23 protein-coding genes are annotated in these 25,139 nt (G+C 64.3%); 9 read left to right on the top strand and 14 right to left on the bottom strand.

Features of this window, described 5'->3' with window-relative positions; all coding sequences use genetic code 11:
• Positions 1–23: 23 nt before the first annotated feature.
• From C0606_15560 to C0606_15545, 4 genes are all read right to left on the bottom strand, one after another.
• Entirely contained in the window at positions 24–1,358 is a 1,335-nt protein-coding gene (locus tag C0606_15560; GenBank protein PLX36133.1) for a glycolate oxidase iron-sulfur subunit, read from the bottom strand.
• 15 nt (positions 1,359–1,373) lie between these two features.
• Positions 1,374–2,336: a cation transporter gene (locus tag C0606_15555; protein ID PLX36132.1), complete on the bottom strand. Its 963-nt coding sequence runs from the start codon at positions 2,334–2,336 to the stop codon at positions 1,374–1,376.
• Positions 2,337–2,365: 29 nt separating this feature from the next.
• Positions 2,366–3,586: a glycolate oxidase subunit GlcE gene (locus C0606_15550; protein ID PLX36131.1), complete on the bottom strand. Its 1,221-nt coding sequence runs from the start codon at positions 3,584–3,586 to the stop codon at positions 2,366–2,368.
• A gap of 74 nt (positions 3,587–3,660) precedes the next feature.
• Positions 3,661–5,157 (bottom strand): FAD-binding oxidoreductase, encoded by a 1,497-nt coding sequence (locus tag C0606_15545; GenBank protein PLX36130.1) that lies wholly within the window; start codon positions 5,155–5,157, stop codon positions 3,661–3,663.
• A gap of 152 nt (positions 5,158–5,309) precedes the next feature.
• Between C0606_15545 and C0606_15540 the strand changes: the two genes are divergently transcribed.
• Together C0606_15540 and C0606_15535 are read left to right on the top strand one after the other, a co-directional pair.
• Positions 5,310–6,284 carry a LysR family transcriptional regulator gene (locus tag C0606_15540; GenBank protein ID PLX36129.1) on the top strand — a complete coding sequence of 325 codons (975 nt, stop codon included), beginning with the start codon at positions 5,310–5,312 and terminating at the stop codon, positions 6,282–6,284.
• 86 nt (positions 6,285–6,370) lie between these two features.
• The gene (locus C0606_15535; GenBank protein PLX36128.1) at positions 6,371–6,862 is read left to right on the top strand and encodes a hypothetical protein; all 492 of its coding nucleotides are present in this window, start codon (positions 6,371–6,373) and stop codon (positions 6,860–6,862) included.
• A gap of 78 nt (positions 6,863–6,940) precedes the next feature.
• On the opposite strand, the gene C0606_15530 is transcribed toward C0606_15535, so the two are convergent.
• The 4 genes from C0606_15530 to C0606_15515 all read right to left on the bottom strand — a co-directional run bounded on the left by C0606_15530 (position 6,941) and on the right by C0606_15515 (position 12,112).
• Complete coding sequence (locus tag C0606_15530) at positions 6,941–8,251, bottom strand: DUF3422 domain-containing protein (GenBank protein ID PLX36127.1); 1,311 nt, start codon at positions 8,249–8,251, stop codon at positions 6,941–6,943.
• Positions 8,252–8,394: 143 nt separating this feature from the next.
• On the bottom strand, positions 8,395–9,777 hold the full coding sequence (locus tag C0606_15525) for a C4-dicarboxylate ABC transporter (protein PLX36126.1): 1,383 nt from the start codon (positions 9,775–9,777) through the stop codon (positions 8,395–8,397).
• Positions 9,778–9,791: 14 nt separating this feature from the next.
• Positions 9,792–10,412 carry a C4-dicarboxylate ABC transporter permease gene (locus tag C0606_15520; protein ID PLX36366.1) on the bottom strand — a complete coding sequence of 207 codons (621 nt, stop codon included), beginning with the start codon at positions 10,410–10,412 and terminating at the stop codon, positions 9,792–9,794.
• A gap of 659 nt (positions 10,413–11,071) precedes the next feature.
• A complete protein-coding gene (locus tag C0606_15515; GenBank protein PLX36125.1) occupies positions 11,072–12,112 on the bottom strand; it encodes a C4-dicarboxylate ABC transporter in 1,041 nt (346 codons plus the stop codon).
• 300 nt (positions 12,113–12,412) lie between these two features.
• Between C0606_15515 and C0606_15510 the strand changes: the two genes are divergently transcribed.
• The 5 genes from C0606_15510 to C0606_15490 all read left to right on the top strand — a co-directional run bounded on the left by C0606_15510 (position 12,413) and on the right by C0606_15490 (position 16,647).
• On the top strand, positions 12,413–13,249 hold the full coding sequence (locus C0606_15510) for a GntR family transcriptional regulator (GenBank protein ID PLX36124.1): 837 nt from the start codon (positions 12,413–12,415) through the stop codon (positions 13,247–13,249).
• A 62-nt stretch (positions 13,250–13,311) separates the two neighbouring features.
• Complete coding sequence (locus C0606_15505) at positions 13,312–14,025, top strand: Fe-S oxidoreductase (GenBank protein PLX36365.1); 714 nt, start codon at positions 13,312–13,314, stop codon at positions 14,023–14,025.
• 8 nt (positions 14,026–14,033) lie between these two features.
• Positions 14,034–15,476, top strand: coding sequence for an iron-sulfur cluster-binding protein (locus C0606_15500; protein ID PLX36123.1), 1,443 nt, complete (start codon positions 14,034–14,036; stop codon positions 15,474–15,476).
• Positions 15,473–16,144 (top strand): lactate utilization protein, encoded by a 672-nt coding sequence (locus C0606_15495; GenBank protein PLX36122.1) that lies wholly within the window; start codon positions 15,473–15,475, stop codon positions 16,142–16,144. Before C0606_15500 ends, C0606_15495 begins: the two co-directional genes overlap by 4 nt.
• Before the next feature lie 119 nt (positions 16,145–16,263).
• Positions 16,264–16,647, top strand: coding sequence for a hypothetical protein (locus C0606_15490; protein ID PLX36121.1), 384 nt, complete (start codon positions 16,264–16,266; stop codon positions 16,645–16,647).
• An 8-nt stretch (positions 16,648–16,655) separates the two neighbouring features.
• Here the strand turns inward: C0606_15490 and C0606_15485 are convergent, their stop codons facing one another.
• Together C0606_15485 and C0606_15480 are read right to left on the bottom strand one after the other, a co-directional pair.
• Positions 16,656–17,360 carry a GMP synthase gene (locus C0606_15485; GenBank protein ID PLX36120.1) on the bottom strand — a complete coding sequence of 235 codons (705 nt, stop codon included), beginning with the start codon at positions 17,358–17,360 and terminating at the stop codon, positions 16,656–16,658.
• Between the two features lie 20 nt (positions 17,361–17,380).
• Positions 17,381–18,085: a GMP synthase gene (locus C0606_15480; protein PLX36119.1), complete on the bottom strand. Its 705-nt coding sequence runs from the start codon at positions 18,083–18,085 to the stop codon at positions 17,381–17,383.
• Positions 18,086–18,301: 216 nt separating this feature from the next.
• Here C0606_15480 and C0606_15475 point away from each other — a divergent pair, with 216 nt between their 5' ends.
• Positions 18,302–18,934, top strand: a complete 633-nt coding sequence (locus tag C0606_15475; protein ID PLX36118.1) for a thioredoxin — start codon at positions 18,302–18,304, stop codon at positions 18,932–18,934.
• Between the two features lie 78 nt (positions 18,935–19,012).
• Here the strand turns inward: C0606_15475 and C0606_15470 are convergent, their stop codons facing one another.
• The 3 genes from C0606_15470 to C0606_15460 all read right to left on the bottom strand — a co-directional run bounded on the left by C0606_15470 (position 19,013) and on the right by C0606_15460 (position 22,602).
• Positions 19,013–19,840: a hypothetical protein gene (locus tag C0606_15470; GenBank protein ID PLX36117.1), complete on the bottom strand. Its 828-nt coding sequence runs from the start codon at positions 19,838–19,840 to the stop codon at positions 19,013–19,015.
• Positions 19,841–20,374: 534 nt separating this feature from the next.
• Complete coding sequence (locus C0606_15465; protein PLX36116.1) at positions 20,375–21,748, bottom strand: glutamate--cysteine ligase; 1,374 nt, start codon at positions 21,746–21,748, stop codon at positions 20,375–20,377.
• Positions 21,749–21,897: 149 nt separating this feature from the next.
• A complete protein-coding gene (locus C0606_15460; protein ID PLX36115.1) occupies positions 21,898–22,602 on the bottom strand; it encodes an HAD family hydrolase in 705 nt (234 codons plus the stop codon).
• 155 nt (positions 22,603–22,757) lie between these two features.
• On the opposite strand from C0606_15460, the gene C0606_15455 reads away from it, so the two are divergent.
• Positions 22,758–23,693: a malate transporter gene (locus C0606_15455; GenBank protein PLX36114.1), complete on the top strand. Its 936-nt coding sequence runs from the start codon at positions 22,758–22,760 to the stop codon at positions 23,691–23,693.
• Here C0606_15455 and C0606_15450 read toward each other — a convergent pair.
• Positions 23,683–25,053 (bottom strand): hypothetical protein, encoded by a 1,371-nt coding sequence (locus tag C0606_15450; protein ID PLX36113.1) that lies wholly within the window; start codon positions 25,051–25,053, stop codon positions 23,683–23,685. The genes C0606_15455 and C0606_15450 overlap by 11 nt on opposite strands.
• Positions 25,054–25,139: the final 86 nt, after the last annotated feature.

Raw genomic sequence — 25,139 nt, 5'->3', positions numbered from 1 at the left:
CGCGATCAGGCGTGCGCCATTGCCTAGGCGTGCGTGTGGGCGGCGCCGATGCCCTTTTCGGCGAGCGTCTCGGGGACCGGGCCGCCATGCGCCCAGTCCAGCAGTTCCACGGTGTGGACGATGGGAAGGTCTGTGCCCGTCGCGATCTGCGTCATGCAGCCGATATTGCCGGTGGCGATCAGATCGGGCGCGGTGCGCTCGATATTGGCGACCTTACGGTCGCGCAGGCGCGTCGCGATCGCCGGCTGCATGATGTTGTAGACGCCGGCCGAGCCGCAGCACAGATGGCCTTCGGGCACGTCCTTGACGATGAAGCCGGCCTTGCTCAACAGCTCCTTCGGCTGGCGGGTGATCTTCTGGCCGTGCTGCATGGAACAGGCGGAATGGTAGGCGACGGTGAGGCCGGTGAGGCGCAGCGGCTGGCCGAGTTCGAGCCCGGTGGCATATTCGGCGATATCGCGGGTCAGCGCCGAGACGCGGGCGGCCTTTTCCGCATAGGCCGGGTCGTCTTTCAGCATGTGGCCGTAATCCTTGACCGTGGTGCCGCAACCAGACGCGGTGATCAGGATCGCGTCGAGCCCCTTGCCCTCGATCTCACGGGTCCAGGCGTCGACATTGCGGCGGGCGGCGGCAAGCGCATCTTCTTCGCGGCCCATGTGGTGGACGAGCGCGCCGCAACAGCCCTCGCCCTCCGGCAGCACGATCTCGATACCGGCGCGGCGCAGGAGCCGGATGGCGGCGTCGTTGATCGAGGGCGCGAGCACCGGCTGGGCGCAGCCGGTCATCAGCGCGACGCGACCCTTCTTCTCGCCTTCGGCCGCATAGGCCATTCCCGGCTGGGCGGCCGATTTGCCGGCAAGACGCGCGGGCGCGAGCGACAGCATGGCGGCGAAGCGCTCGAAGCCCGGCATGCGCTTCATAAGCGGTGCCAGCGGACGACCGAAGAAGGCGCCGATCAGCGACAGGCGGAAGCGGTTCGGATAGGGCAGCACTGCGGCCAGCACGTTGCGCAGCAGCCGATCGATAAACGGCCGGCGGTAACTCTTTTCGATATGGGCGCGCGCGCCGTCCACCAGATGCATGTAGTCGACGCCGGACGGACAGGTCGTGGTGCACGACAGGCAGGTCAGGCAGCGATCGATGTGCTTGGCGACCTTCTCCGTCGCCGGCTTGCCGGACTCCAGCATGTCCTTGATGAGGTAGATACGGCCACGCGGCGAGTCGAGTTCGTCGCCGAGCAGCACGAAGGTCGGACAGGTCGCCGTGCAGAAGCCGCAATGGACGCATTTGCGCAGGATGCGCTCTGCTTCGGCGACGAGCGGATTGGCGAGCTGTTCGGCGGAAAAGGTCGTTTGCATCTTCTTGTTTTCTCGTCAGGCGACGGCGCGCGGGCCGGCGGCCCCCGCTCCATCGGCACAGGGGCCCTTTTCGATCTCGACGGTGGCGTGGCCGATACCGTGGCGGCTGCGCAGCAGCTCCTTGACGGCGACGACGACAGCATCGCCGTCGGTCTCCGGCTCCACCTGGGCATGCAGGGTGATGATGGTCTGGCGGTCGGCGAGCGACCAGATGTGAACGTGATGGATATCGAGCACGCCGGGGATGGCGGCGGCGATTTCGGCGCTGATGGCGGCGATATCGTGGTCCTCGGGCACGGCCTGCAGCAGCAGTCGGCCGGCATCGCGGGTCAGCCGCCAGGCACCGAATGCCAAGAGCACGGCGACGAGCAGCGACAGCAACGGGTCGATCGGCATCCAGCCGGTGAAGTAGATCACCGTGCCGGCGATGATCGCCGCGACCGAGCCGAGCAGATCGCCGATAACGTGCAGCACCGCGCCGCGGATGTTGAGGTTCTCGCGATCGGCGCGGGTGAGGATCCAGAAGACGCCAATGTTGATGAAGAGGCCGAGGACGGCGATCAGGATCACCATTCCGCCGGCAACCGGCACGGGCGCGCGCATGCGGCCAATCGCTTCGGTCAGCACCCAGAACGAGATCACGAACATGCTGAGCCCGCTGGTATAGGCAACCAGCACCGGCAGCCGCTTCAGGCCATAGGTGAAGCTTGGCGATTCCGGCCGGCGGGCGAGGCGGAAGCCGAGCCAGGCAAACACGAGCGCCACGGTGTCGGTCAGCATGTGGCCGGCATCGGCCAACAGCGCGAGCGAGCCCGACCACAGGCCGCCTACGATCTCGGCGCCCATGAAACTCACGGTCAGGCAGGCCGCGATCAGCGTCTGGCGCTCATTGGCACCGGAGGCGTGATCGTGGCTGTGGCCCTGACTGGGGCCATGACTATGACCCGCCCCGTGAGAATGTGTGTGGCCCTGCCCCATCGATGCTCGGCGCCCTTCCGATCGTGGTGTTACACCCCGGCGACCATGCGGCCGGGGTTGAGAATGCCGTGCGGGTCGTACTGCGCCTTCAGCCGCGCCGACAAGGCCGCGAGACCGGCCGGCTGCGGCTGGAAGACGGGGACAGCGGCGCGGGTTGCGGCATCGGCACGGATCAGCGTTGCGTGGCCACCGCCGGCCACGGCAATAGCACCGCGCACGGCATCGGCATGAGCTTCCCCTGCCAGCGGCAGTTCGAGCCAGACGAGCCCGCCGGCCCAATCGTAGAAGGCGCGCGCGCCGGGAACAGCCCGCGTGATCGCCTCGACGACACCGGCACCGGCGGTCGGCGCGACCGACACCCGCCAGAGCGGGCGTTCATCGGCGCCGGCGAAGGGCCGCACGTCGCGGATCTCCGCCCACAGCGCCGTGCTCGCCTTTTCATCGAGCCGATAGGCGTTGCCAAACGGCTTCAACAGCTCGACCAGCTTGCCGGCGCGGTAGGAAACCGACGGGCCGAAGCCCTCGAGGCGCAGCACGGTGGCCGCACGCCCTTCCTCGACGCCATCGAGGCCGGCAACAACAGCGGAGGGTAGATGCGCGGCGGCCGACACCTCGAACGGCGAGCCCATCGCCGTGGCCATGGCGCGGGCTGCCGTTTCGGCGGCAAGCTCCGGCACCACGACGGTCGCCAGCGTTTCCGGCTTCGGCACTACCTTGATGGTGATGTCGGTCATCACCGCGAGCGTGCCGTAGGAGCCGGCAAGGCCTTTGGTCAAATCGTAGCCGGTGACGTTCTTCATCACCCGTCCACCGGACTTGAAGGCCTCACCGCGCCCCGAAACGCCAGCGATGCCGAGCGCATGGTCGCGCGCCGCACCCGCCTGCAGGCGGCGCGGGCCGGAGACATTGGCCGCATACGTGCCGCCGAGCGTCCCTTTCCCCGGTTCGACGCCATAGAGCGGGCCGAAGTCCATCGGCTCAAACGCGAGCATCTGGCCCTTTTCATCAAGGGCGGCGACGATCTCGGCGAGCGGCGTGCCGGCCTTGGCGCCGAGCACCAGTTCCTCCGGCTCGTAGAAGGCGATGCCGGACAGGCCGGACAGATCGAGCGTGTAGGCGCTCTGCGACGGCCGCCCGAGCCCGGCCTTGGAGCCGTGACCACGGACATCGAGCGGCTTTTCTTCCGCGATCGCCCACGCCACCACGTCGGCGACGTCCTTTTGATCGCGCGGTTTGAATGTATCGGTCATGCGACCCCTTTCGGGAACTCGTTTTTGTGTGCGTTTCCTGTCCAGGAAGCCTCTCGGCGTCCTGAAGACGCATTCTAGAAGCGCGGGATGTCCGGGAACGGCATCTGACCCTTGTTGATGTGCATGCGGCCGAGTTCGGCGCAGCGATGCAGTTCCGGGAACACCTTGCCCGGATTGAGAAGCTGGTTCGGATCGAAGGCGCATTTCACCCGGATCTGGTGGGCGATATCGGCATCATCGAACATCGCCGGCATCAGGTCGCGCTTCTCCACGCCGACGCCGTGTTCGCCGGTCAGCACGCCGCCGACCTCGACGCAGAGCTTCAGAATATCGGCGCCGAAATCCTCCGCCTTTTCCAGCTCGCCCGGCTTGTTGGCATCGTAGAGGATGAGCGGATGCAGGTTGCCATCGCCCGCGTGGAAGACGTTGGCGACGCCGAGGCCATAGTGCTCCGACATCTCGCGCATGCGGGCGAGCACCGTCGGCAGCGCCTTCCGCGGGATCGTGCCGTCCATGCAGTAGTAGTCCGGCGAGATACGGCCGACGGCGGGGAACGCCGCCTTGCGCCCGGCCCAGAAGGTGAGCCGCTCTTCCTCGCTGGTCGAGACGCGGACGTGGTTGGCGTTGTGGCTGCGGGCGATCTTCTCGACCTCAGTCAGCAGGTGATCGACCTCGGCCTCGGGTCCGTCAAGCTCGATGATCAGCAGTGCCTCGGCGTCGAGCGGGTATCCGGCATGAACAAAATCCTCGGCCGCGTGGATCGCCGGCCTGTCCATCATCTCGATGCCGCCGGGGATGATGCCGCTGCCGATGATGTCGGCGACGCAGAAACCCGCGTTCTCGCTCGAGGGGAACCCGACCAGCACCGCGCGCGCCGTCTCAGGGCTCTGCAGGATGCGCACCGTCACCTCGGTGATGACGCCGAGCATGCCCTCCGACCCAGTGATGAGGCCGAGCAAATCGTAGCCTTCGGCGTCGAGATGCTTGCCCCCGACTCGAACCACCTCGCCCGACATCAGCACCATTTCGACGCCGAGCACGTTGTTGGTGGTCAGGCCGTATTTCAGGCAATGCACGCCGCCCGAATTCTCCGCCACATTGCCGCCGATCGAGCAGGCGATCTGCGACGAGGGATCGGGCGCGTAGTAGAAGCCGGCATGTTCGACGGCCCGCGTGATGCCGAGATTGGTCACGCCGGGCTGCACCACAGCAACGCGGTTATCGTAGTCGATGTCGAGCACGCGGTTGAACTTCATCATCGACAGAAGCACCGCGTCAGCCAGCGGCAGCGCCCCGCCCGACAACGAGGTGCCAGCGCCGCGCGGCACCACCTTGATGCCGTTCTCCTGGCAATAGGCAAGCACGCGGCTTACCTGCCCGACGGTCTCTGGCAGCACAACGACGAAGGGCAGCTGGCGGTAGGCGGTCAGACCGTCGGACTCGTAGACCCGCATCTCGGTTTCGTCGGCGATCACCCCTTCGCCGGGGACGATGGCCTGCAAGGCGGAGACGATCTCGCGCCTCCTCGTCATCACCGCATCGTCGAGCGGCGGCATCGTCAGGCCGGACATTTGTTTCTCCCCAGGAATTAGGACTGAATTCCAGTTTCTTAGCTGCCGGCAATTGTAACATCTATTTGGTGCCGATAGTCTGGAATATGACAGATCAAGCCCTAATTGAGAAAGCTCTTCAGCGAAGAAGTTGCCTTTCCAGTCGGTTGAAAATGAGTGATTTTTCAGATCTAGAAATCTTCGTCCGCGTCGTGACGGCAGGGAGCATGTCGGCTGCGGGACGAGAGGTCGGATTGTCGCCGGCCGTGGTTTCGAAACGCCTCCGCCGACTAGAAGACCACCTCGGTACCCGCCTCCTCCAGCGCACCACACGACAGATCGCCCTGACCGAAGCGGGCCAGGGGTATTACGAACGCGCGGTCGCCATTCTCGCCGCCGTCGAGGAAGCGGAGGCCTTCGTCACCCGACGCTCGGCACTGGTGCGCGGCACGCTCAAGATTTCGGCCCCGACCTCGTTCGGGCGCCTGCACATCGCCCCGCATCTCGGCCCGTTTCTCGAATCCAACCCCGATATCGCCGTCAATCTGATCCTGTCGGACGAGTTCATCGATATCGTCGGCGAAGGCTACGATATCGCGGTTCGCATAGGCGAACTGGCAGATTCCAGCCTCGTTGCGCGCCGGCTCGCACCGGTCCACCGGGTGTTGTGCGCGACGCCGGAGTATCTCGACAAACACGGCACGCCGAAAACCCTCGCCGAGCTGGAACGGCATGTCTGCCTCGCCGCCGCGCATCAGGACCCGTGGCGACTGGAAGGGCCGGAAGGCTTCGTATCGGTGCGCGCTTCAGGCCGCATCATGACCAATTCGAGCGAGGTCGTGCGCGAGGCTGTCATGGCCGGGCTTGGCATCGCTCTCAGGTCGACCTGGGACATCGGGCCGGAACTCTCCTCCGGCAAGCTCAAGGTCGTCCTCCCGCAATATTCCGGCTCGCGCCTCGTTGCGGTTTTCGCAGTCTATCCGAGCCGCCGCTTCCTGCCGGCCAAGGTCCGCGTCTTCATCGACTACCTCGCCGAGATTTATGGCGTGATGCCCTATTGGGATGTCGGAATTTCGGAGCTGCTTGGCGAATCATCACCGGCGGTGGCCGACGCGAAATCGGCGAGCGTGATCCCCTTCCCCGATTGAAACGCTGCTGGCGGCTGCAACATATTGTCGCCCCCGGGCTCTCTTTAACGCCTCTAAAGCGCGGGGGGCTGACATTCCAAAATTGCATGATATGGTCCCGCTTCCGGTCCAGGGGCGGCCCGGTGTTCGAGAGCAATGGAAACAACCGGAGGGCATTCCTCATGAAATATATTATTGGTCTTGCTGCGGCTGCGATGATCGCCGTGACGGGCGCTGCGTCCGCTCAGGACTTCTCTGGCGGCGACGCCAAGGCTGGCAAGAAGGTCTTCAACAAGTGCAAGGCCTGTCACCGCGTCGGCGACAAGGCGAAAGACGCTGTCGGCCCGGTTCTCAACGGCATCGTCGGCCGCGAAGCCGCGACCTGGGAGAGCTATTCTGCCAAGTATTCCGACCTGCTGAAGGCCAAGGCCGGCGAGATCGGCACCTGGGAGCCGGCCGAGATCGTCGAATACGCCCGCGACCCGTCGGCCTATATCGGCGGCAAGTCGAAGATGACCAAGCAGAAGTTCGACGACAAGCAGGCCGCCGACCTGATCGCTTACCTGTCGTCGTTCGACCTGGAAGGCAACGAGAAGTAAGCCTCACGGCATTCTCGCGAGATTTGAAAAGGCCGGGCTTGTCCCGGCCTTTTTTGTTGCCGCTCCGAGGTGCAGCAATCAGCCGTCGTCGTGCTCGGCGTGGTGTTTGCGGATCCGGCGCACCATCATCCAGACGAAGCCGAGAACGACCGGTACGGCCGCGCCCATGACGATTTCCGGCTTAACCGGAAACACGCCGGCTTCTTTCAGCCCCTTGGCGGCGTAGCCGACGATGCCGATGAGGTAATAGCTGATGGCGCCGATCGACAGGCCTTCGACCGTCTGCTGCAGGCGCAACTGCATGCGCGCACGCCGGTTCATCGATTCCAGCAATTCGCCGTTCTGCTGTTCCAGATCGATGTCGACCCGGGCGCGCAGCAGGTCGATGGCACGGCCGAGCTTCTGGGCCAGCGCCTCCTGACGTTTCTGAACGGAATTGCAGGTCCGGATCGCGGGCTTGTGGCGGCGGGCGAGGAAGCGGTCAAGCGTGCCGTGGCCCGGCGTCGGTTTTTCGTCAAGCGCATCGATGCGGTACTGCAGGATTTCGTCATAGGCGCGCGTCGCGCTCATGCGGTAGCTGATGCGCGCGACATCGGCCTCGAGCTCGCCGGCCAGATTTGTCAGACGGGCGAGAAGTTCCCGGTTGGCGGTCAGTTCGGTGGTGTCGCGGATGGCGGCGGTAATGCCGCTCAGCTCCTCTTCCATCCGCCGGACACGCGGCGCCACCGCCTGCGCTTCCGGCAGGCCGAGCAGCGCAAGCGTCCGGTAAGTCTCGATCTCGTGCAAGCGCAGGATGACGGAACCGGCGCGGCTGAGGCTCATGCCGTGGTCGACGACGAGGTAGCGGATATAGCCCTGTGGATCCTGCTTCAGGTCGGTCGCGAACAGGCCCTTGCCCTGCGTGACTTCGGAGACGCTGAGGCTGACGGGATCGAAAGCCTCAAGGAGTTTCTCAAGCCCCGCATCACCGGGATCGGGCAGGAAGATCAGGCGCAAGGCCGACAACAGCGGTCCGGGTTGGGTGAAGCCATCGCCGAAGGGGCCGCGCGGCGCGACTTCCCGCAACGGATCTTCGCCGGGCTTCGATTCCCAGGTGTAGGTCGAGAATTCCGAGTGCCGTTCCCAGCGCAGGATGCCGATATCGATCGGACTGCGGTGATAACGAGCACCGGCGGCCGGCGGCTTGGCTCCATGAGCCCTAAACAGCGCGCTGACGGCGGCCAATTCGCTTTCGGCATCCGTATTGGCATTCATGAAGGCAAGATGGATCGAGCGCAGCGGCGCCTCGAGCAAGGGGAAAGGTCGCGCGTGGACCTCGTCGAGCAGCGTCTGGCGCAACGGGTGTTCTTCGAAGACCGCCCCTCCGCCGGCCGATGACGTTTCACCCATGACCCGTTCCTTCTGCTGACCACCAACGACCGCGGCAAAGCATACACCTGCCTTCGCGCAGTAAACCCACTGCGTGGCGATATCACAAAAACGGCGACAGATGCGAGACGGCCCCGGTTTTTGCCGGGGCCGTCGGGATCAGGTCATTTGAGCAGCGTGCTTGGCAGCCACAGTGCTATTTCCGGGAAGCTGACGACCAGAGCCAGACCGATCAACTGCAGGATCACAAAGGGAATGATGCCCTTGTAGATGTGCTGGATCTTAACGCCCGGAGGGGCGACGCCCTTCATGTAGAAGAGCGCGAACCCGAATGGTGGGGTCAGGAACGATGTCTGCAAATTCACCGCCACCAGGATGGTGAACCAGATCAGCGCCGACTCGGACACGCCCGGCCATTCGCCGACATGACCGCCGAAATCGAGGGCGGCGACGATCGGACCGAACACCGGCAACACGATGAGCGTGATCTCGACCCAGTCGAAGAAGAAGCCGAGGAAGAAGATCATGCCCATGATGACGAGCAGGATTCCCCAGGAGCCGATGCCCGCGGCGTTGATGAACTCGTCGATCAGCACATCGCCGCCGAGCCAGCGGAACACCAGGCTGAAGCAGGTCGCACCGACGAAGATGCCGAAGATCATCGCGGTCGTGAGTGCCGAACGATGGCAAACGTCCTTGAGGATTTCGCTGTTGAGCGCGCGGTTGTAGATGGCCAGCAGCGTCGCACCGATGGCACCGACGCCGGCCGCCTCGGTCGGTGTGGCAAAGCCCGCGAAGATCGAACCGAGCACCAGCACGATGAGCAGCACCGGCGGGACGAAGCTGCGGAAGATCATCGCCCAGAATTCGCGGCGGTTTTTCGGGCCGATATCATCGGGAAGCGGCGGTGCGAGATGCGGCTTCCAATGGCACAGGCCGTAGATGTAGAGCGAGTAGAGCGCCGACAAAAGCAGGCCCGGCACGATGGCGGCGATGAACACGGTGCCAACCGGGATCGACATCAAATCGGCCATGATGACGAGCATGATCGATGGCGGGATCAGGATGCCGAGGGTGCCGGACGACGCGATGGTACCGGTCGCGAGCGGGATGTCGTATTTGCGCTCCATCATCACCGGCAGCGCGAGCAGCGTCATCATCACGACCGAGGCACCGATGATGCCGGTGGTCGCGGCCATGATTGTGCCCATCAGCGTGACCGAGAGAGCGAGACCGCCGGGTACACGCCGGGTCAGCACCTGCAGACAGTGCAGCAGGTCTTTGGCGACACCCGATTTTTCCAGCATCGTCCCCATGAAGATGAACATGGGGATGGCGACCAGAACCGGATTTTCCATCGAGCCGCCGAAAATGCGGTTCGGCACGACGACCAGACGGGCGACGTTAAACGCACCGAGCTGGTCGGCGAGGAAGGCAAAGCCAAGCCCGATACCGCCGAGGATAAAGGCGACCGGAAAGCCGGTGAAAAGAAAGAGCCCGAGCGCCACGAACATGAACAGGGGCAAATATTCGATGAAGGTTTCCATCTTCGATGTCCCCGTCAGTCTGTGATCGGACCATGCTCGGCGAGATCGTCCGGCTGGTCAGCGTGGTGGGTGCCGGCATATTCGGCAACACGGGGTTTCAGATCGTCGGGACCGAAGAGGTAGACGATGTTCTTCAACAGGCCGGCGATGCCCGACAGTGCGAGGAACGCAAAGCCGGCGGGCAGGATCGCCTTGATGATCCAGCGATGGCTGAGGCCGGTCTGGGCCGCGGACACTTCGTTCGAGGTCCAGGCGCGTTCAGCAAAGGTGTAGCCGAACTTCACGACCAGATAGCAGTAAGGCAGCAGGAACAGCATCGCGCCGATGATTTCGAGCCAGACGCGGCTCTTCGGCTTGAGGTGGTCGCGAACCAGTTCGATGCGGACATGCGCATCCCTGGCATAGCCGAAACCGAGGCAGAACAGGAACAGCGTGGCGTGCAGGTGCCACTCGAGTTCCTGCAGCTTGGTCGAACTGAACGAGAAGACCGTATCGAGATAGTCGGGATAGTAGTCGAGGATCTTGCGCTGGGTGACGTCGTAGGTGATGACGAGCATCAGCGGGATGAACAGCCAGGCGGCCAGCTTGCCGACCTTGATGACGAAATCGTCGATATCCTCGGCCGACTCCGTCATGCCGGCGAAGACGCCGCTGCGGTTGCGGAACAGCACCAGCAGGAACACCGCGATCATCACCGCAAGGCTGCACAACACGAGAAGTTGCTCGTGGTTGCGGTACACCGACTTCGCGTTCATCCCGCTGGCCTTGAGGATGCCCGGCAGTCCGTCGGGGATGATGAAGAACAAGGGCACGGCGATCAGTACGCCGAGCAGGACGATGACGGGCCGCGCGCCCAGCGCTGCGCCCAAGACGATCAGTACGGCGCCGGCTGCGTAAAACCAAATCGCGTAGGACGTGATTGCATCGCCCAGCAGATCGGCTGGCATCGATGCGACCACCGCCAACAGCAGGCCAAGGCCGGCCAGAGCGGAACCCATGGTGCTCTCTCCCCCTGGAGCGCCGCGCGGTGTCCTCACGGGAAATCGGCGGAAACGCTCAATACGGCACGCAACGCCACGATTGCGGGGCGCCAGTGTCAAAGAAACGGGGTCGGGATCGGAGAACGGTTCCCGCGGGAACCTCTGACGACCACGCCCGATCAGCGGAACGGACTAACGCCTGTTCGCACGTTGTGTGCTGTCACGATAGGAACGAAAGACCCGGTCCGGCTGAAATTCCGGCGCCGCGCGAAGCATGTCCGCGCGGCGCCTTATTCCTCAAGAGAAACAGCGGCTTACTGGAGGTAGCCGATGTCCTTCCAGGTCTTGTAGCCGGCGCGGAACGTCGAGAGCGATTCCCAGACCTTGGCGAAGTTCGGGTTCTTTGCCTTTTCTTCGTCCACAACCTCAAGCCAGGCGGCCTGCAGGGCGTCGAGGATCGACTGGTCCCACTTGTGGATGGTCACGCCTTCGGCCTTCAGCTTGGCCAGCGCGTCGAACTGGATCGCCTCGCCTTCGGCCAGGCCGTAAGCGACGTTGGCTTCGCAAACGGTTTCGATCAGCGCCTTGGTGTCGTCGCCGAGACCGTCCCACTCTTCCTTGTTCATCATCAGTTCGAACAGGGTCGACTGCTGGTGCCAGCCCGGGAAGTAGTAGTGCTTGGCGACCTGGTAGAAGCCGAGCTTCAGGTCGATCGCCGGCATGGAGAATTCGGTGGCGTCGATGGTGCCGAGTTCAAGCGCCGGGAAGATGTCGCCGCCGGCCAGGAGCTGGGTCGAAACGCCCATCTTTTCCATGACCTTGGCGCCGAGGCCGAAGAAGCGCATCTTCAGGCCCTTGAGGTCGTCAACCGAGTTGATTTCCTTCTTGAACCAGCCGGAAGCTTCCGGGGCGATGACGGCGCAGATCTGCGACTTGATGCCGTGCGGAGCGTAGATTTCGTCCATCAGCTCCTGGCCGCCGCCGAACTTGATCCAGGCGTAGTATTCGCCGGCGCTCGGGCCGAACGGCACGGCGGCGAACAGCGCAAGGGCGGAGTCCTTGCCGGTCCAGTAACCCGGGGTCGACCAGGCGGCCTGAATGGCGCCCGAGGAGACCGCGTCAAACGCTTCGAGTGCCGGCACGATGGCGCCCGGCTCCTGGAAAGTCAGCTTGATGTCGCCGCCGGAAACGGCCGCGAGACGCTCGGAGATCACCTTGCCGAGCGTGCCGAGCTGCGTCAGCGAGCTCGAATAGGTCGACTGCATGTCCCAGTTCAGCTTGTCGAGAGCCTGAGCCGGAGCACCAGTCATCGCAATAGCAGCGGTCAGAGCCGATGCAGCGAGAAATTTCTTCATCCCTGTTTCCTCCCTTGGATGTCGAAAGTCCGTTTCTTGAAAAGACGGATCGTTGTTCCCGACCGAAATCTAGACCGATCAAGGGGCCGATGGCCAGCCCTCATTCATTGTCCAGACGCCACGCCGGTGCGGTTACCCGCCATTGGTCTATTGGGTAACAATGTTGACCACTGAAAGCAATGCAGAATAGTTTCGATGCCGAGCCCTGCATGCGTCAGCAACAAAATGGCCCGCTGAAAAGGCTATTTGCGCACCGACGCGGCAGATACTTCAGATATCGCTAAAATACAGTGCCAACGAATGGTTTTTCACCAGATCAGCCACAACCGCACGGCGGACGCCGTTGTCGAGCAGCTCGAAAGCCTGATCCTGCAAGGCATTCTGCGCTCCGGCGACCGGCTTCCGGCCGAGCGCGAATTGGCCAAAAAAGTTGATGTCTCGCGGCCGATCCTGCGCGAAGCGATCAAGAAACTTGAGGAGCGCGGGCTCGTCACCTCGCGTCACGGCGAGGGAACCTTCATCTCCGACGTGATCGGCACGGTGTTCTCCGACCAGATCGTCGACCTGATCCGCCGTCATCCGCGCGCCGTCGCCGACTATCTTGAATTCCGCCGCGAGGTCGAAGGAACCGCCGCCGAACTCGCCGCGTTGCGGGCGACCGCAGCGGACAAGGAAATCCTGACGCGCCTGTTCACCGGGATGGAAGAAGCGCACGGCCGGGGCGACTTCGATGCCGAGGCCGCGATCGATGTCGAATTTCACAATGCGGTCGGCGAGAGCGCGCACAACATGATCCTCTTGCACACGCTCAGGGCCTGTTACCGGCTTTTGTCCGACGGCGTGTTCTACAATCGCATGACGGTTTATGCCTTCCCCGGCGCCCGTGAGAACCTGCTTTCCCAGCACAGGGCCATCTACGAGGCGATCATCAGCGGCGATCCGGTCGCTTCGCGCTTGGCAGCAGAGGCCCATATCGATTACGTGGAGACGACGATGCGCGAGGTGCAGCGCGCCGGAGACTGGGAAACGGTCGCCGCGCTCCGCCTGCAGCAAATGGCCGAGCGGTCGTCGCATATGTCCCCTTCGCCGGCGCGCAAGCGCCGGACCGCCTCCGACACCAGGGAGTCACAAGCTTGAGCCCCTCGCCCGCCGCCTCGCAGCCCACCGTCGGGTTGTTCGTTACCTGCCTGGTCGATTTCATGCGGCCTTCGGTCGGTTTCGCCGCCGTCAAGCTGATGGAGGACGCCGGCTGCCGGGTCGTCGTGCCGCCAGCGCAGACCTGCTGCGGCCAGCCGGCCTACAATTCCGGCGACACGGCGGATGCCCGTGACCTTGCCGAGCAGGTGATCTCCGCCTTCGAGGACTTCGACTATGTGGTCGCGCCGTCGGGCTCCTGCGCGGCGATGATGAAGGTGCACTACCCGCATCTCTTCCCCGGCGACGCACATTGGGCGACGCGCGCCGAAGCCTTTGCCGACAAGGTCTTCGAGCTGACGAGCTTCCTCGTCGATGTGCTGAAGATCGACACCGTTTCGGCCAAGTTCGACGGCTCGGTGACCTACCATGATTCCTGCTCGGGCCTGCGCGAACTCGGCGTTCACGACCAGCCGCGCGCGCTGCTTGCCTCGGTCGAGGGGCTGTCGCTGACGGAAATGGAAGAATCCGACGTGTGCTGCGGTTTCGGCGGCACGTTCTGTGTCAAATATCCCGACATCTCGAACGCCATCGTCGGCAAGAAGAGCGAGAACGTGACGGCGAGCGGCGCCGCAACCCTGCTCGGCGGCGATCTCGGCTGTCTGATGAACATGGCTGGCAAGATGCAGCGCGAGGGACAGACCATTAAGGTGCGCCACGTCGCGGAAGTGCTTGCCGGCATGGCCGATACGCCGGCCATCGGCGAACCGCAGGATTGAGGGGCGTCATGCAGATCAAATCGACCGCCTTCAAGGAACAGGCGTCTGAAGCGCTCGGCGATGCCCGGCTGCAAAAGGCGCTCGGCAACGTCAAGCGCGGCTTTATCACCAAGCGGGCGAAGGCTGCCGCCGCGCTGCCCGAGTTCGAGGCGCTGCGCGACAACGCGCGCGATATCAAGAACCACACGCTGGCCCATCTCGACCTCTATCTGGAGGCCTACGAAAAGAAGGTGACGGAGGCCGGCGGCCAGGTTCACTGGGCGGAGACGGCGGCGGATGCCCGCGCCATCATCCTCGACATCTGCAAACAGGCGGGCGCGAAGACGGTGACCAAGGGCAAGTCGATGATCACCGAGGAGATCGGGCTCAACGAGCACCTGCTCGAGAACGACATCCGCCCGGTGGAGACGGACCTCGGCGAATACATCATCCAGCTTCGCAACGAGCCGCCAAGCCACATCATCGCGCCGGCAGTGCACGTCAACAAGGAAGAGGTCGAGGCCGACTTCCGCCGCGTGCACACCCATCTGCCGAAAGAACGCAATCTGGAAGAAGCGACATCGCTTCTGGGCGAAGCGCGCGAGGTGCTGCGCGATACCTTCCTCGGCGCGGATGTCGGAATTACCGGCGCCAACTTCCTGATCGCCGAGACCGGCACCTCGATCATCGTCACCAATGAGGGCAATGGCGATCTAACCCAGATCCTGCCGCGCACCCATATCGTGGTCGCCTCGATCGAAAAGGTGACGCCGACGCTCGACGACGTGGCGACGATCCTGCGCGTTCTGGCGCGCTCCGCCACCGGCCAGGATATGTCGGTCTACACCACCTTTTCGACCGGCCCGCGCCGCCCGGGCGACCCGGACGGTCCCGACGCCTATCACGTCGTGCTGCTCGACAATGGCCGCTCGGCGATGCTCGGCACAGAGTTCCAGGACATGCTGCGCTGTATCCGCTGCGGTGCCTGCATGAACCACTGCCCGGTCTATCACGCGGTCGGCGGCCATGCTTACGGCTCGGTCTATCCGGGCCCAATGGGTGCCGTTCTGACGCCGACGCTGTGGGGCGTCGACCAGTCCGGCCATCTGCCGAATGCCTCGACCTTCTGCGGGCGCTGCGAGAGCGTGTGTCCGATGCGCATCCCGCTGCCGAAGATGATGCGGCATTGGCGCGAGCGCGAGTTCGAGCGCAATCTGCAGCCGACGACCCAGCGCAACGGGCTGAAGCTGTGGGCGTTCCTGGCCAAGCGCCCGAAGCTCTATCAGTTCGCGACCGGGCTTGCGGCGCGGTTCATGTCGTTCTTCGGCAAACGCTCTGGCCGGTTCTCGCGGCTGCCGCTTGCCGGCGGCTGGACCGGACATCGCGACCTGCCGGCGCCGCAGGGCAAAACCTTCCAGCAGCAATGGGCCGAACGCCAGCGCGCCAGCGGCAACCGGGGAGCACAGCAATGAGCGGACGCGACGCCATCCTTGCCCGCCTGAAACGTTCGCTCGGCGTTGCAGGCGACGACACCGAACGGCGGACGATCACTGAAACGCGCCTCGCCGAGACGCCTCGCGGGGTGATCCCGAAGCGCGGCCAGCTGCCGCTCGCCGAGCGCATCGGCATGTTCGTCGAGCAAGCAGAGAAGGTGCAGGCGAGCGTTGCCCGCATCGGTTCCTATGACGAACTGCCCGCCGCGCTGCAGACCTATCTGCGCGACAAGAACCTGCCGGCCGCACTGCGGCGCGGCAACGATCCGCGCCTTGCCGGCGTGCCGTGGGACAAGACGCCGACGCTTGACGTTCAGACCGGCCCGTCCGACGGGCACGACGCGGTCGGCCTGTCGCACAGCTTCGCCGGCATCGCCGAAACCGGCACGCTGGTGCTGCAATCGGGCGCCGACAATCCGACGACGCTGAACTTCCTGCCCGAGACCCACATCGTGGTGGTCGCGGCGGAGGACATCACCGGCGACATGGAGACCATGTGGGAGCGGCTGCGCGCCTATAACGGCAAGGGAACGATGCCGCGCACCGTCAACATGATCACCGGCCCGTCGCGCTCCGGCGACATCGAGCAGACGATCCTTTTGGGCGCACACGGGCCGCGGGCACTGCACATCGTGGTGGTCGGTTAGAGCATCGTGCAGCCAATTGGAACAATTGGCGTCGACAAAGATGCGGCTAAACAAAGGGCTAGAGCATTTCGAGATTCAGCTTGAACGCGAGACGCTCTAGCCACTTTCGGAGCAGAACAATGCGCAAGAACGTGTCCTCGGGCTCCTATCTGGAACCCGAGATCGGCTTCAGCCGCGCGGTTCGGATCGGCAACACGATCGCGGTTGCCGGCACGGCACCGATTGCGGCGGACGGCGGCACCGATGGCGTCGGCGATGTCTACAGGCAGACCCAGCGCTGCATCGAGATTATCGAACAGGCGCTTGCCGACGCCGGCGCATCGCTTGGCGACGTCATCCGCACGCGGGTGATGGTGACCGATATTTCGCGCTGGAAAGAGGCGGCGAAAGCGCATGGCGAAGCATTCGGCGACATCCGCCCGGCCTGCACCTTCGTCGAGGTTTCCGGCTTCGTCGACCCGGACTGGCTGGTCGAACTCGAAGCCGACGCCGTCGTCGAATAACCCCTGCTCTACCGAATCAACGACACCCAGCGGCGGGCGATGTCGAGCCCGACCTCATCGGCGCGAACGCCGTGCGTTTCGGCTTCGCTGGCTTGTCGCTGCGGCCAGTCGGGCGTGTGACTGGCGATGCGCTCGGCGAAGGCGTCGCTGAAGAAACTGACCACGTCGCGGCTCGCCTCGAAATGGAACTGCACGGCATAGACGGCGCGGCCGAGCCGGAAGGCCTGGTTCGGCGTGCGGTCGCTTGAGGCGAGATGCACCGCGCCCGGCGGCAGGGTGAAGGTGTCGCGGTGGCTGTGGAAGATCGGCTCGCCCCTGCCGATCGCCGCCATCACCGGATCGGCGGCACCCTCGGCGCTTTGCCGAACCTCGTGCCAGCCGAACTCCATCGGCCGGTCGAGCACATTTTCCGCGCCGTGACCTCGCGCGACGAGTTGCGAGCCGAGGCAGATGCCCATCACCGCCTTGTCGGCATCGCCAAAGTTACGGGTTAGCGCGGCGATTGCCGGCAATTCGGGATGGAGATCGTCGGCGCGCGCATTCTGCGGCCCGCCAAGCACGACGAGCGCATCGTAGCCGCTTGAATTAGCCGGCACAGCATCGGGCGTCTCGTAGGCGCGCAGCACATCGAGTTCGGCGCCGGCTTCTTCCAGCGCCACGCCAAGAAGGCCGATCTTCGAGGGGTTGGTGTTCTCGATGACAAGGACGCGCACGGTGTGTTCTCCTGACAAATTCAGCGGATCAGCGACACCCAGCGGCGGCCGATTTCAAGCCCCACCGTATCGGCGAGCACGCCGTGGCGGGCACTTTCCTCTTCCATCCGCAGCGGCCAGTCCGGCGTATGTTCGGCGATATGATCGGCGAAGACCTCGCACCATTCCTCGACCAGCGCACGGCTCGCCTCGAAATGGAACTGGATGCCGTATACCGCGCGGCCGATGCGGAAGGCCTGATGGCGGGTCAGATCGCTGGTGGCGAGGTGCTCGGCGCCCGGCGGCAAGGTGAACGTGTCGCTGTGCCAGTGGAACACGGGCGCGGCGTCACCGAGCGGCTCAATGACCGGATCGCTGCGGCCCGCTTCGGTCGGACCGACCGGCTGCCAGCCGAATTCGATGCCGCGATCAAGAAGGTTTTCCGCGCCATAACCGCGAGCGACGAGCTGGGCACCGAGGCAGATGCCCAGCACCGCCTTGTCGGCGTCGCCGAACGCCTTCGTCAGGGCGGCAATGCGCGGCAATTCGGGGTGGGTGTCGTCGGCAAGGGCGTTTTGCGCGCCGCCAAGCACCACCAGCGCGTCGAAGCCGTCCGAGTCGGTGGGGATCGTGACAGGCCCCTCGAAGGTGCGGATCACGCTGAGCTCCGCGCCGGCTTCCTCAAGCGCGGTCCCGACCAGACCGAGCGTGGTCGCGGCAAAATTCTCGATCACCAGAACGCGCATGGCATCTCACCGAACGAAAACCGAAAAAACAGGGCAGCGGGAAGCGCGGCCCTTGGGAATTCCCTATCACGACTTCCCGCGCCGGGCGAGACGGGAACGTCGGCACACTGGCCCACGCTCGCGAAGCTTTGACAACGCGCCTCTGTTCACCATCTGACAGTGAGGTATGATCGTATCAAACAAGACCAATCAAACGCGTTCCATGAGGGGGAAACGATGATCAATCTCAACCGTAGAGGTTTCATGCTCGGTGCGGCCGCAGGCGCGGCTGCGGGCACACTTGCAGCGCCGTCTCTGGTGAAAGCTGCAGGCGAAGGCGAAGTCGGCCCGAACGGACTGCATGTCCAGCCGTGGTTTCACGAATCCTTCCTCGACATGGCGGAAGACTTCGAAGAGGCGAAGGCCGCCGGCAAGGACTTCGCCGTCATCTTCGAACAGCGCGGCTGCCCCTACTGCCGCGAGATGCACGTCAAGAACTTCGCGATTCCCGAGATCGCCGACTACATCAAGAACAATTTCGTCGTCGTGCAGCTCGACATGTGGGGTTCGCGCGAAACCACCGATTTCGACGGTGAAACGATGGAAGAGCGGGATCTGGCGCGCAAATGGGGCGTGATGTACACGCCGTCGATCAGCTTCTTCTCGCGCGAGGCCGACGTTGCCGGCAAGAGCGGCAAGGACGCCGAGACGGTGCGTATGCCGGGCTACTTCAAGCCGTTCCACTTCATTTCGATGCACGAATTCGTCCATGAGGGCCACTGGAAGGACACGCACTTCCAGAAATACATCCAGGCCAAGGTTATGAAGCAGCGCGAAAGTGGCGGCAGCACGGTCCCGATGTGGGACTGACGCTCTTCCCACGTATTCGGTAGCGAACAGATCGGGAAATGGCGGCGGAGCATTTCGGGCTTCGCCGCCGTATTCGTCTCAGTCGTCGTCGCCCGGCATTTGCGGCGAGATATCCCAGAAGCGCTCGAACACCTCGCTCATGGCGCTGACATGGCTCTGGCTCAGCTCCACGCCGGCGTCGAGCAGGCTGCCGAACAGGTCTTCGCCGGTGAGTTCCTCGCCGTTCGGGGAAAACTCCTCGGCGTCTGCCTCGAATTCCTCCTCCGCTTCGGCTTCTCCTTCCTCCTCCGGTTCGGCCTCGGTCTCATCGTCCTCGGTCTCATTGTCCTCGGTCCGGCCGCGCGAAAGACCTTCGAAAAACGTGCCGACCGCGTCGAAGAAGCTCGATGGCCCAAGAGGGAGCGGCTCGGGTTCAGGCTCCGGATCGGGGCGCCCACGGGCGAACCCGTCGAGATAGGCGTCGATCAATTCGCCAAATGAGGTGCGCGGCAGTTCCTCGGCGATGCCGCCAACAAGCATGGCGGCAATCGGCGGCATCATTTTCTCGACGGTGTCGTAGGGAACGCCGGTCTTTTTCGCGACCTCCCTGGCGATCGCGAAAACCAGGCTGTCGGAGCCGAAGATGTGCCGTAGGATGCCGGCACCATCGTCGAAGGCGTTGGCGGTGAAGGCTGCCGTGGGATCGCGCCAGTAGCGGATATGGCGGTCCTGCCCGAGGACATCGAGGAAATTCGCCAGGCTGAGCGGGTTCGAGGTGTTCAGCTTGAAGCCGCGCGAATAGGCCGGCATCAACGCTTCCATGACCCGCTCGGTGTCGTCGAAACCGAGACCGAAGCGTTTGGCGAAATTGCTGACGGCGTCGCCGTTTTGCGCGTCGAAAAGAATATTGATGAGCGAATAGCTCATGGGCGCCTCCCCCGGCCAGCGATCAGCTGGCTCCCGACCATATGATCGGGGAGGAAGGCGGACTCGTCAATTTCCCGAAAAGACGGGGATGCATTCGGGTTCGGGAAACAATCACCTCGTCATCCTCCGGCTCGACCGGAGGATCGCTCTCAACACGTCCAGGGATCGCGTCTTGGGACGATAGAAACGGCAGCACCCGCTCCGAACCGGCCAATCTGGCGCAATTGGCTGGCCGATCCTCCGGTCGAGCCGGAGGATGACGAGGGAGAGCTTGCAGCGGCGGCCGGTCGGCCCTGCGAACCCTGCGAGCGAGCTATCCCGCTCACGGGCCGTACGCCCCTGCAGGGCTGGCCCTCCGCGTGGGCGGCACATAAGTGCCGGCGGCCAGTCGACCTAGCGAACCCTGCGAGCGAGCTATTCCGCTCACGGGCCGTACGCCCCTGCAGGGCTGGCCCTCCGCGTGGGCGGCACATAAGTGCCGGCGGCCGGTCGGCCTTGCGAACCCTGCGGGTTCGAAGCACCCGGTATGGCGACTCAGTAGGCGTATTCCTCGAAGACCGGGTCGATCTCCCAGTTCCAGTCGGTGTGATAGCGGCGCAGCATGCGGTCGGCGGGCGTCTCGCCGATGGCGAGCGATTCCTCTACCGGCGCAAGGAAGCCCGTCTCGTCGAAGCCGGCACTGTTCAGCTTGGCGCGGCGGGCGAGGCCGGCGCGCGACAGGGCCACCACATCGCGAGCGATCTCGCGCACCGTGTGATCGCGGAACGGCGCGCGCAGTGCCAGTTTCGGCACGTCGTCGCGCAGCTGCAGGCGCTCCGCCTCGGTCCAGTCGGCAACGAGGTCGGCCGCCGCGGCAAGCGATTCGGCGTCGTACAGCAAGCCGGTCCAGAAGGCCGGGAGCGCGCAGATACGACGCCACGGGCCGCCGTCGGCACCGCGCATCTCGATGTAGCGCTTCAGCCGGACGTCGGGGAACAGGGTCGAGAGGTGGTTGTTCCAGTCGCCGACGGTGGGGCGCTGACCCGGCAGGATATTCTCGAGCCGGCCTTCCATGAAGTCGCGGAAGGTGTGGCCGGTGACGTCGTGATAGGTGTCGCCGCGCTTGACGAAATACATCGGCACGTCGATCGCCCAGTTCACGTAAGAGGCGAAACCGAAATCATCATGGAAGGCGATCGGCAGCATGCCGGTGCGGTCCGGATCGGTGTGGCGCCAGACTTCGGCACGATACGAAAGGAAGCCGTTCGGCTTGCTGTCGAGGAACGGCGAAGCGGCAAAAATCGCGGTCGCAATCGGTTGCAGGGCAAGGCCAACGCGCATCTTGGTGACCATGTCGGCTTCGCTGGAGAAGTCGAGATTCACCTGGATGGTCGAGGTGCGGTACATCATGTCGAGGCCATGCGTGCCGACCTTCGGCATGTAGGCGCTCATGATGTCGTAGCGCGACTTCGGCATGCGCGGCGTCTCGTCGAGCGACCATTTCGGCGACACGCCCATGCCGAGAAACTTCATGCCGAGCGGCTCGGCGATCTCCATCAGCTGCGCAAGATGCGAGTTCGTCTCGCGGCAGGTCTGGTGGATCGATTCGAGCGGCGCGCCGGACAGCTCGAACTGACCGCCCGGTTCAAGGCTGATGGCCCCGCCATGGGTCGGATCGACGAGACCGATGATCTTGCCTCGATCCTCGATGCGCTCCCAGCCGAGCAGGCCTTCCATGCCTTCGAGCAGCCGACGGATACCGCGCGGCCCCTCATAGGGAACCGGGATGTGATCCTCGGTGTGGAAGCCGAACTTCTCGTGCTCGGTGCCGATGCGGAAACGTTCTTCCGGCTTGCAGCCGACGGCGAGCCAGTCGGCAAGCTGATCCGGCGTTTCGATCGGGGTTTCGTCGATGGTGTCGCGCGCCATGAAAGGCTCCTTGGCGGGGGCGGCCTTGAAATGCGATGCGCGCCGCCTGATCGGAAGAAAAACTGTTCAAGCGGATATAGGGGGTCGGCGCCGGTTTGCGAACCACTTTTGAGTCAACAATTCTGCATGGCTCCGTGCGCTGAGTGCATTCATCCTGTCAGACCCGCGATCAGGGCCGGTAATTCGCCAAGATGAACGAGCCTGCGGAAGCGCGCCGCGCCTTCCGGCTCTTCGGCATGCTCGACGACCCAGGTCAGATCGTGCGGAACATAGACGCCCCAGCTGCCGGCCTCGATGGCGGGGATAACGTCCGATTTCAGCGAGTTGCCGACCATCATCGACCGCGCGGGTCCGTCGCCGTGGCGGGCGAAGATGCGCTCATAGGTGTCGGTGGTCTTGTCGCTGACGATTTCGATGGCGTCGAACAGATCGCCAAGGCCCGACTGGGCGAGTTTGCGCTCCTGATCGAACAAATCGCCCTTGGTGATGAGGACGAGACGGAACTCGCCGGCGAGGGACTCGAGCGTCTCGGCGGCATGCGGCAGGGTGTGAACCGGATGGGCGAGCATCTCGCGGCCCATATGCAAGATCTCGCCGATGACGGCGGTCGGAACCTCGCCTTCGGTGATCTCGATCGCGGTCTCGATCATCGAGAGGGTGAACCCCTTGATGCCGAAGCCGTAGCGGCTGAGGTTGCGCTTCTCCGCCTCGAGCAGCCGGTCCTGGATATCGTCGATATTGGTGTGCGGCGCCACCAGATGGGCGAAGCGTTCCTCCGTGATGCGGAAGAACTGTTCGTTCTGCCAAAGCGTATCGTCGGCATCGAAGCCGATGGTGGTCAGGCTTGCGGGCATTTGGCGGCGGGTCCTCAAAGGGTCGGAATGGCAACGCTAAACCGGGAGGCCTGCGGCGGGCAATGGCGCAGCTCTGCGGTTGGTGCGAGAGGGTGGCGGTGCACCGTCTGCCGCGATATGGGTGAGGTACCCACCAGCCGCCCGCGGAGTTTTCCTTGGATCTCATTCTGACCCTCACCCTGCCGTTCTTTGCCGTCGTCGGACTTGGCCTCGTCGCCGGACGGCGCGGCATGATCGACACGGCGGGCGTGAAGAGCCTCAACATCTTCATTTTCTATTTCGCCATGCCGGCGCTGGTGGTGCGCGCGCTCGGCCAGCAGCCCATCGGCACGCTGATCGATCCCGCCTTCTTTCTCGGCTGGGGCCTTGCCGGGCTGGTGATCTTTGCCGCTGCAGCCCTTCTCGCCCGGCTGGTGTTTTCGAGCCCGCTTGGCGAGATGGCGATCTTCGGCCAGGCCGCCTCGGTGGGCAATATCGGCTTCCTCGCCCTGCCGCTGATCATCGCGGCGTTCGGGGAGGCCGGCGCCGGCCCGGTCGCGCAGGCGCTGGTCATCGACCTCGTCGTCATGATCCCGCTGTCGATCGCGCTACTCGAAGCAAGCCGGGGCGCGGAAAGCCATCGCGCGGCGATCCGGCAGATCGCCATCGGCGTCGTCGCCAACCCATTCCTCGTCGCGATTGCGCTCGGCTTGGCTGTCTCGGCGGCGGGCTTCGGCCTGCCCGGCCCGCTCGACCGATTTCTGGCCTTCCTTGGCGCAGCGGCGGGGCCGGCGGCGCTGTTCTCGCTTGGCGTCTCGCTGTCGGGACGGCGCATCGAGGGCGACATCACGGCTATCGGCATCATGACGCTGCTGAAACTGGTCGCGCATCCGCTTGCGGTCTTTGCCGGCCTCACCCTTGCCGGCGTGCCGTCGACCGCGCTCGCCATCGGCGTCGTCGTGGCGTCGATGCCGATTGCCGGCAACGTGTTCGTGATCGCGCAGGCCTACGACGTGCTGCCGCGGCGTTCGTCGGCGGCGATCCTCATCTCGACCATCCTCGCGGTGTTCACCGTTGCGGCGGCGCTCGCCTGGGCCAACGTCAGCGGCTGACGAAGACGATGTGTTTGCGGCGCAGGAGCGGCTCGAGCGCAACGACCGCGTCGTAGATCCGCCGGCCGCGCACATCGTTCGCCCGGCTCAGGACGACGAAATCATCGTCCTCCGAGGCGCAGTGCTGCAGATTGACGAACTTCTCCTCGCCGAGATCGAAGCTCTTGCCGTTCACATCCCAGATCGCCGTGACGATCCTGACCCCGCGCGCCTTCATGGCGTCGCAGATGCGAGCGGCATTGCGATAGGCGACATCGTCGCCCCCGACGCTTTCGCTGTGCTTGTTGACCACCGACTGATCCGGGTTGTTCTCACCCGGCGTCGCGGTCGCGATCACCACCATGGTCTTGGGCGTCTTCGGGTCGCCATATCGGGTACCCTCTTCATAGGCCGCCGTCGGCGACAGGACCGCCCAGCCAAGGGCCAGCGCGTTGGCGAGGCGGGCCTCGCTCGACCATGTATCGACCATCGCGCCGATATCCCTGACGGCGGCCATGGTCTCGCGGTGCTGCGACGACAGAGGACGCAAGCTCGCGTTCGCCCGCTCGAAATGGCGGCAGACATTCGAACCATTGCCGCTGTCGGGCAGGATCGCCGGCCACAGAGTGTCGGGGTTCGCCTGAGCCGGAAGCTGGTCGGAGAGTGCTGCCGATAGCGGCCGATCGAGCAGGCAGACATTCGCCGCGCCTGCGGCCGACTCACCTGTCGGCTTGCCGGTTGCTGCATCGACGGCCTCGGGTCGCCGATAGGCCGGAGAAAGCCCGGCATAGACCACATCGCCGAAGGGTACGAGGCCGATCCGCGCCGTATCGTCGGCGCCCTGGTTGGTCAGCCGCCCGATGAGGTCGGCCAGACCGTCCTTCATGTGTTTGTGAGCCGGGGTATGGAAGTCGAACACGAACACCATTTCACCGACACGGGTTTCCGGGATCGTTACCTCGACCTCAGCCGAGATCTCGATCTGGTCCATACCGATCAGCTTGAGAAAGCTGGTCGGAACGTAAGCCGTCGCATCGACGGCGACGGTATCGGCCGTGAAGCGCGCATCCGTGACGCGCGGATCATCAAGGCCCCTGCCCTCCATATGCGCGGCAAAGGCTTTCTCGGCGCGTTCGCGGCGTTTGTTTTCGGAGAGCAACAGCGCTTCCGGCGTCGCAGCCGCCAGTGCCGCCAGTTCCGCGCTGCTCTGTATCGCGCCGCGCGTTTCGATGGTGCGCACGAAATCGACGGCTCCGCCGATTGCGAGCAGGACCGGTAGCAGGAGCAGCGCGAAGATCAGGGCGATATTGCCGCGATCATCGGCGGCAAGCGCTCGCAGATGCGCATGGTGCTTGGAGAGGGAAGCCAAGGTCCTGGCCATGGGCGGGCTCCAGATGCCGAAACCGAGAATTAGGGAGCCCTAAAATACAGCGGCACTCTGGACAGCCGGTAAACGGCTAAGCAAAT

The organism is Hyphomicrobiales bacterium (assembly GCA_002869065.1).
In the GTDB taxonomy this organism is placed as follows: Bacteria; Pseudomonadota; Alphaproteobacteria; order Rhizobiales; family Rhodobiaceae; genus Rhodobium.
The sequence above is the reverse complement of the archived record's forward strand: the minus strand, read 5'-3'. Positions and strand labels throughout refer to the sequence as shown.

Bases quoted from the DNA above. Each gene is read 5' to 3' on its own strand.
- C0606_15560 (PLX36133.1), bottom strand. From the start codon at position 1,358: ATGCAAACGACCTTTTCCGCCGAACAGCTCGCCAATCCGCTCGTCGCC.
- C0606_15555 (PLX36132.1), bottom strand. From the start codon at position 2,336: ATGGGGCAGGGCCACACACATTCTCACGGGGCGGGTCATAGTCATGGC.
- C0606_15550 (PLX36131.1), bottom strand. From the start codon at position 3,586: ATGACCGATACATTCAAACCGCGCGATCAAAAGGACGTCGCCGACGTG.
- C0606_15545 (PLX36130.1), bottom strand. From the start codon at position 5,157: ATGTCCGGCCTGACGATGCCGCCGCTCGACGATGCGGTGATGACGAGG.
- C0606_15540 (PLX36129.1), top strand. From the start codon at position 5,310: ATGAGTGATTTTTCAGATCTAGAAATCTTCGTCCGCGTCGTGACGGCA.
- C0606_15535 (PLX36128.1), top strand. From the start codon at position 6,371: ATGATATGGTCCCGCTTCCGGTCCAGGGGCGGCCCGGTGTTCGAGAGC.
- C0606_15530 (PLX36127.1), bottom strand. From the start codon at position 8,251: ATGGGTGAAACGTCATCGGCCGGCGGAGGGGCGGTCTTCGAAGAACAC.
- C0606_15525 (PLX36126.1), bottom strand. From the start codon at position 9,777: ATGGAAACCTTCATCGAATATTTGCCCCTGTTCATGTTCGTGGCGCTC.
- C0606_15520 (PLX36366.1), bottom strand. From the start codon at position 10,412: ATGACGGAGTCGGCCGAGGATATCGACGATTTCGTCATCAAGGTCGGC.
- C0606_15515 (PLX36125.1), bottom strand. From the start codon at position 12,112: ATGAAGAAATTTCTCGCTGCATCGGCTCTGACCGCTGCTATTGCGATG.
- C0606_15510 (PLX36124.1), top strand. From the start codon at position 12,413: ATGGTTTTTCACCAGATCAGCCACAACCGCACGGCGGACGCCGTTGTC.
- C0606_15505 (PLX36365.1), top strand. From the start codon at position 13,312: ATGCGGCCTTCGGTCGGTTTCGCCGCCGTCAAGCTGATGGAGGACGCC.
- C0606_15500 (PLX36123.1), top strand. From the start codon at position 14,034: ATGCAGATCAAATCGACCGCCTTCAAGGAACAGGCGTCTGAAGCGCTC.
- C0606_15495 (PLX36122.1), top strand. From the start codon at position 15,473: ATGAGCGGACGCGACGCCATCCTTGCCCGCCTGAAACGTTCGCTCGGC.
- C0606_15490 (PLX36121.1), top strand. From the start codon at position 16,264: ATGCGCAAGAACGTGTCCTCGGGCTCCTATCTGGAACCCGAGATCGGC.
- C0606_15480 (PLX36119.1), bottom strand. From the start codon at position 18,085: ATGCGCGTTCTGGTGATCGAGAATTTTGCCGCGACCACGCTCGGTCTG.
- C0606_15475 (PLX36118.1), top strand. From the start codon at position 18,302: ATGATCAATCTCAACCGTAGAGGTTTCATGCTCGGTGCGGCCGCAGGC.
- C0606_15470 (PLX36117.1), bottom strand. From the start codon at position 19,840: ATGAGCTATTCGCTCATCAATATTCTTTTCGACGCGCAAAACGGCGAC.
- C0606_15465 (PLX36116.1), bottom strand. From the start codon at position 21,748: ATGGCGCGCGACACCATCGACGAAACCCCGATCGAAACGCCGGATCAG.
- C0606_15460 (PLX36115.1), bottom strand. From the start codon at position 22,602: ATGCCCGCAAGCCTGACCACCATCGGCTTCGATGCCGACGATACGCTT.
- C0606_15450 (PLX36113.1), bottom strand. From the start codon at position 25,053: ATGGCCAGGACCTTGGCTTCCCTCTCCAAGCACCATGCGCATCTGCGA.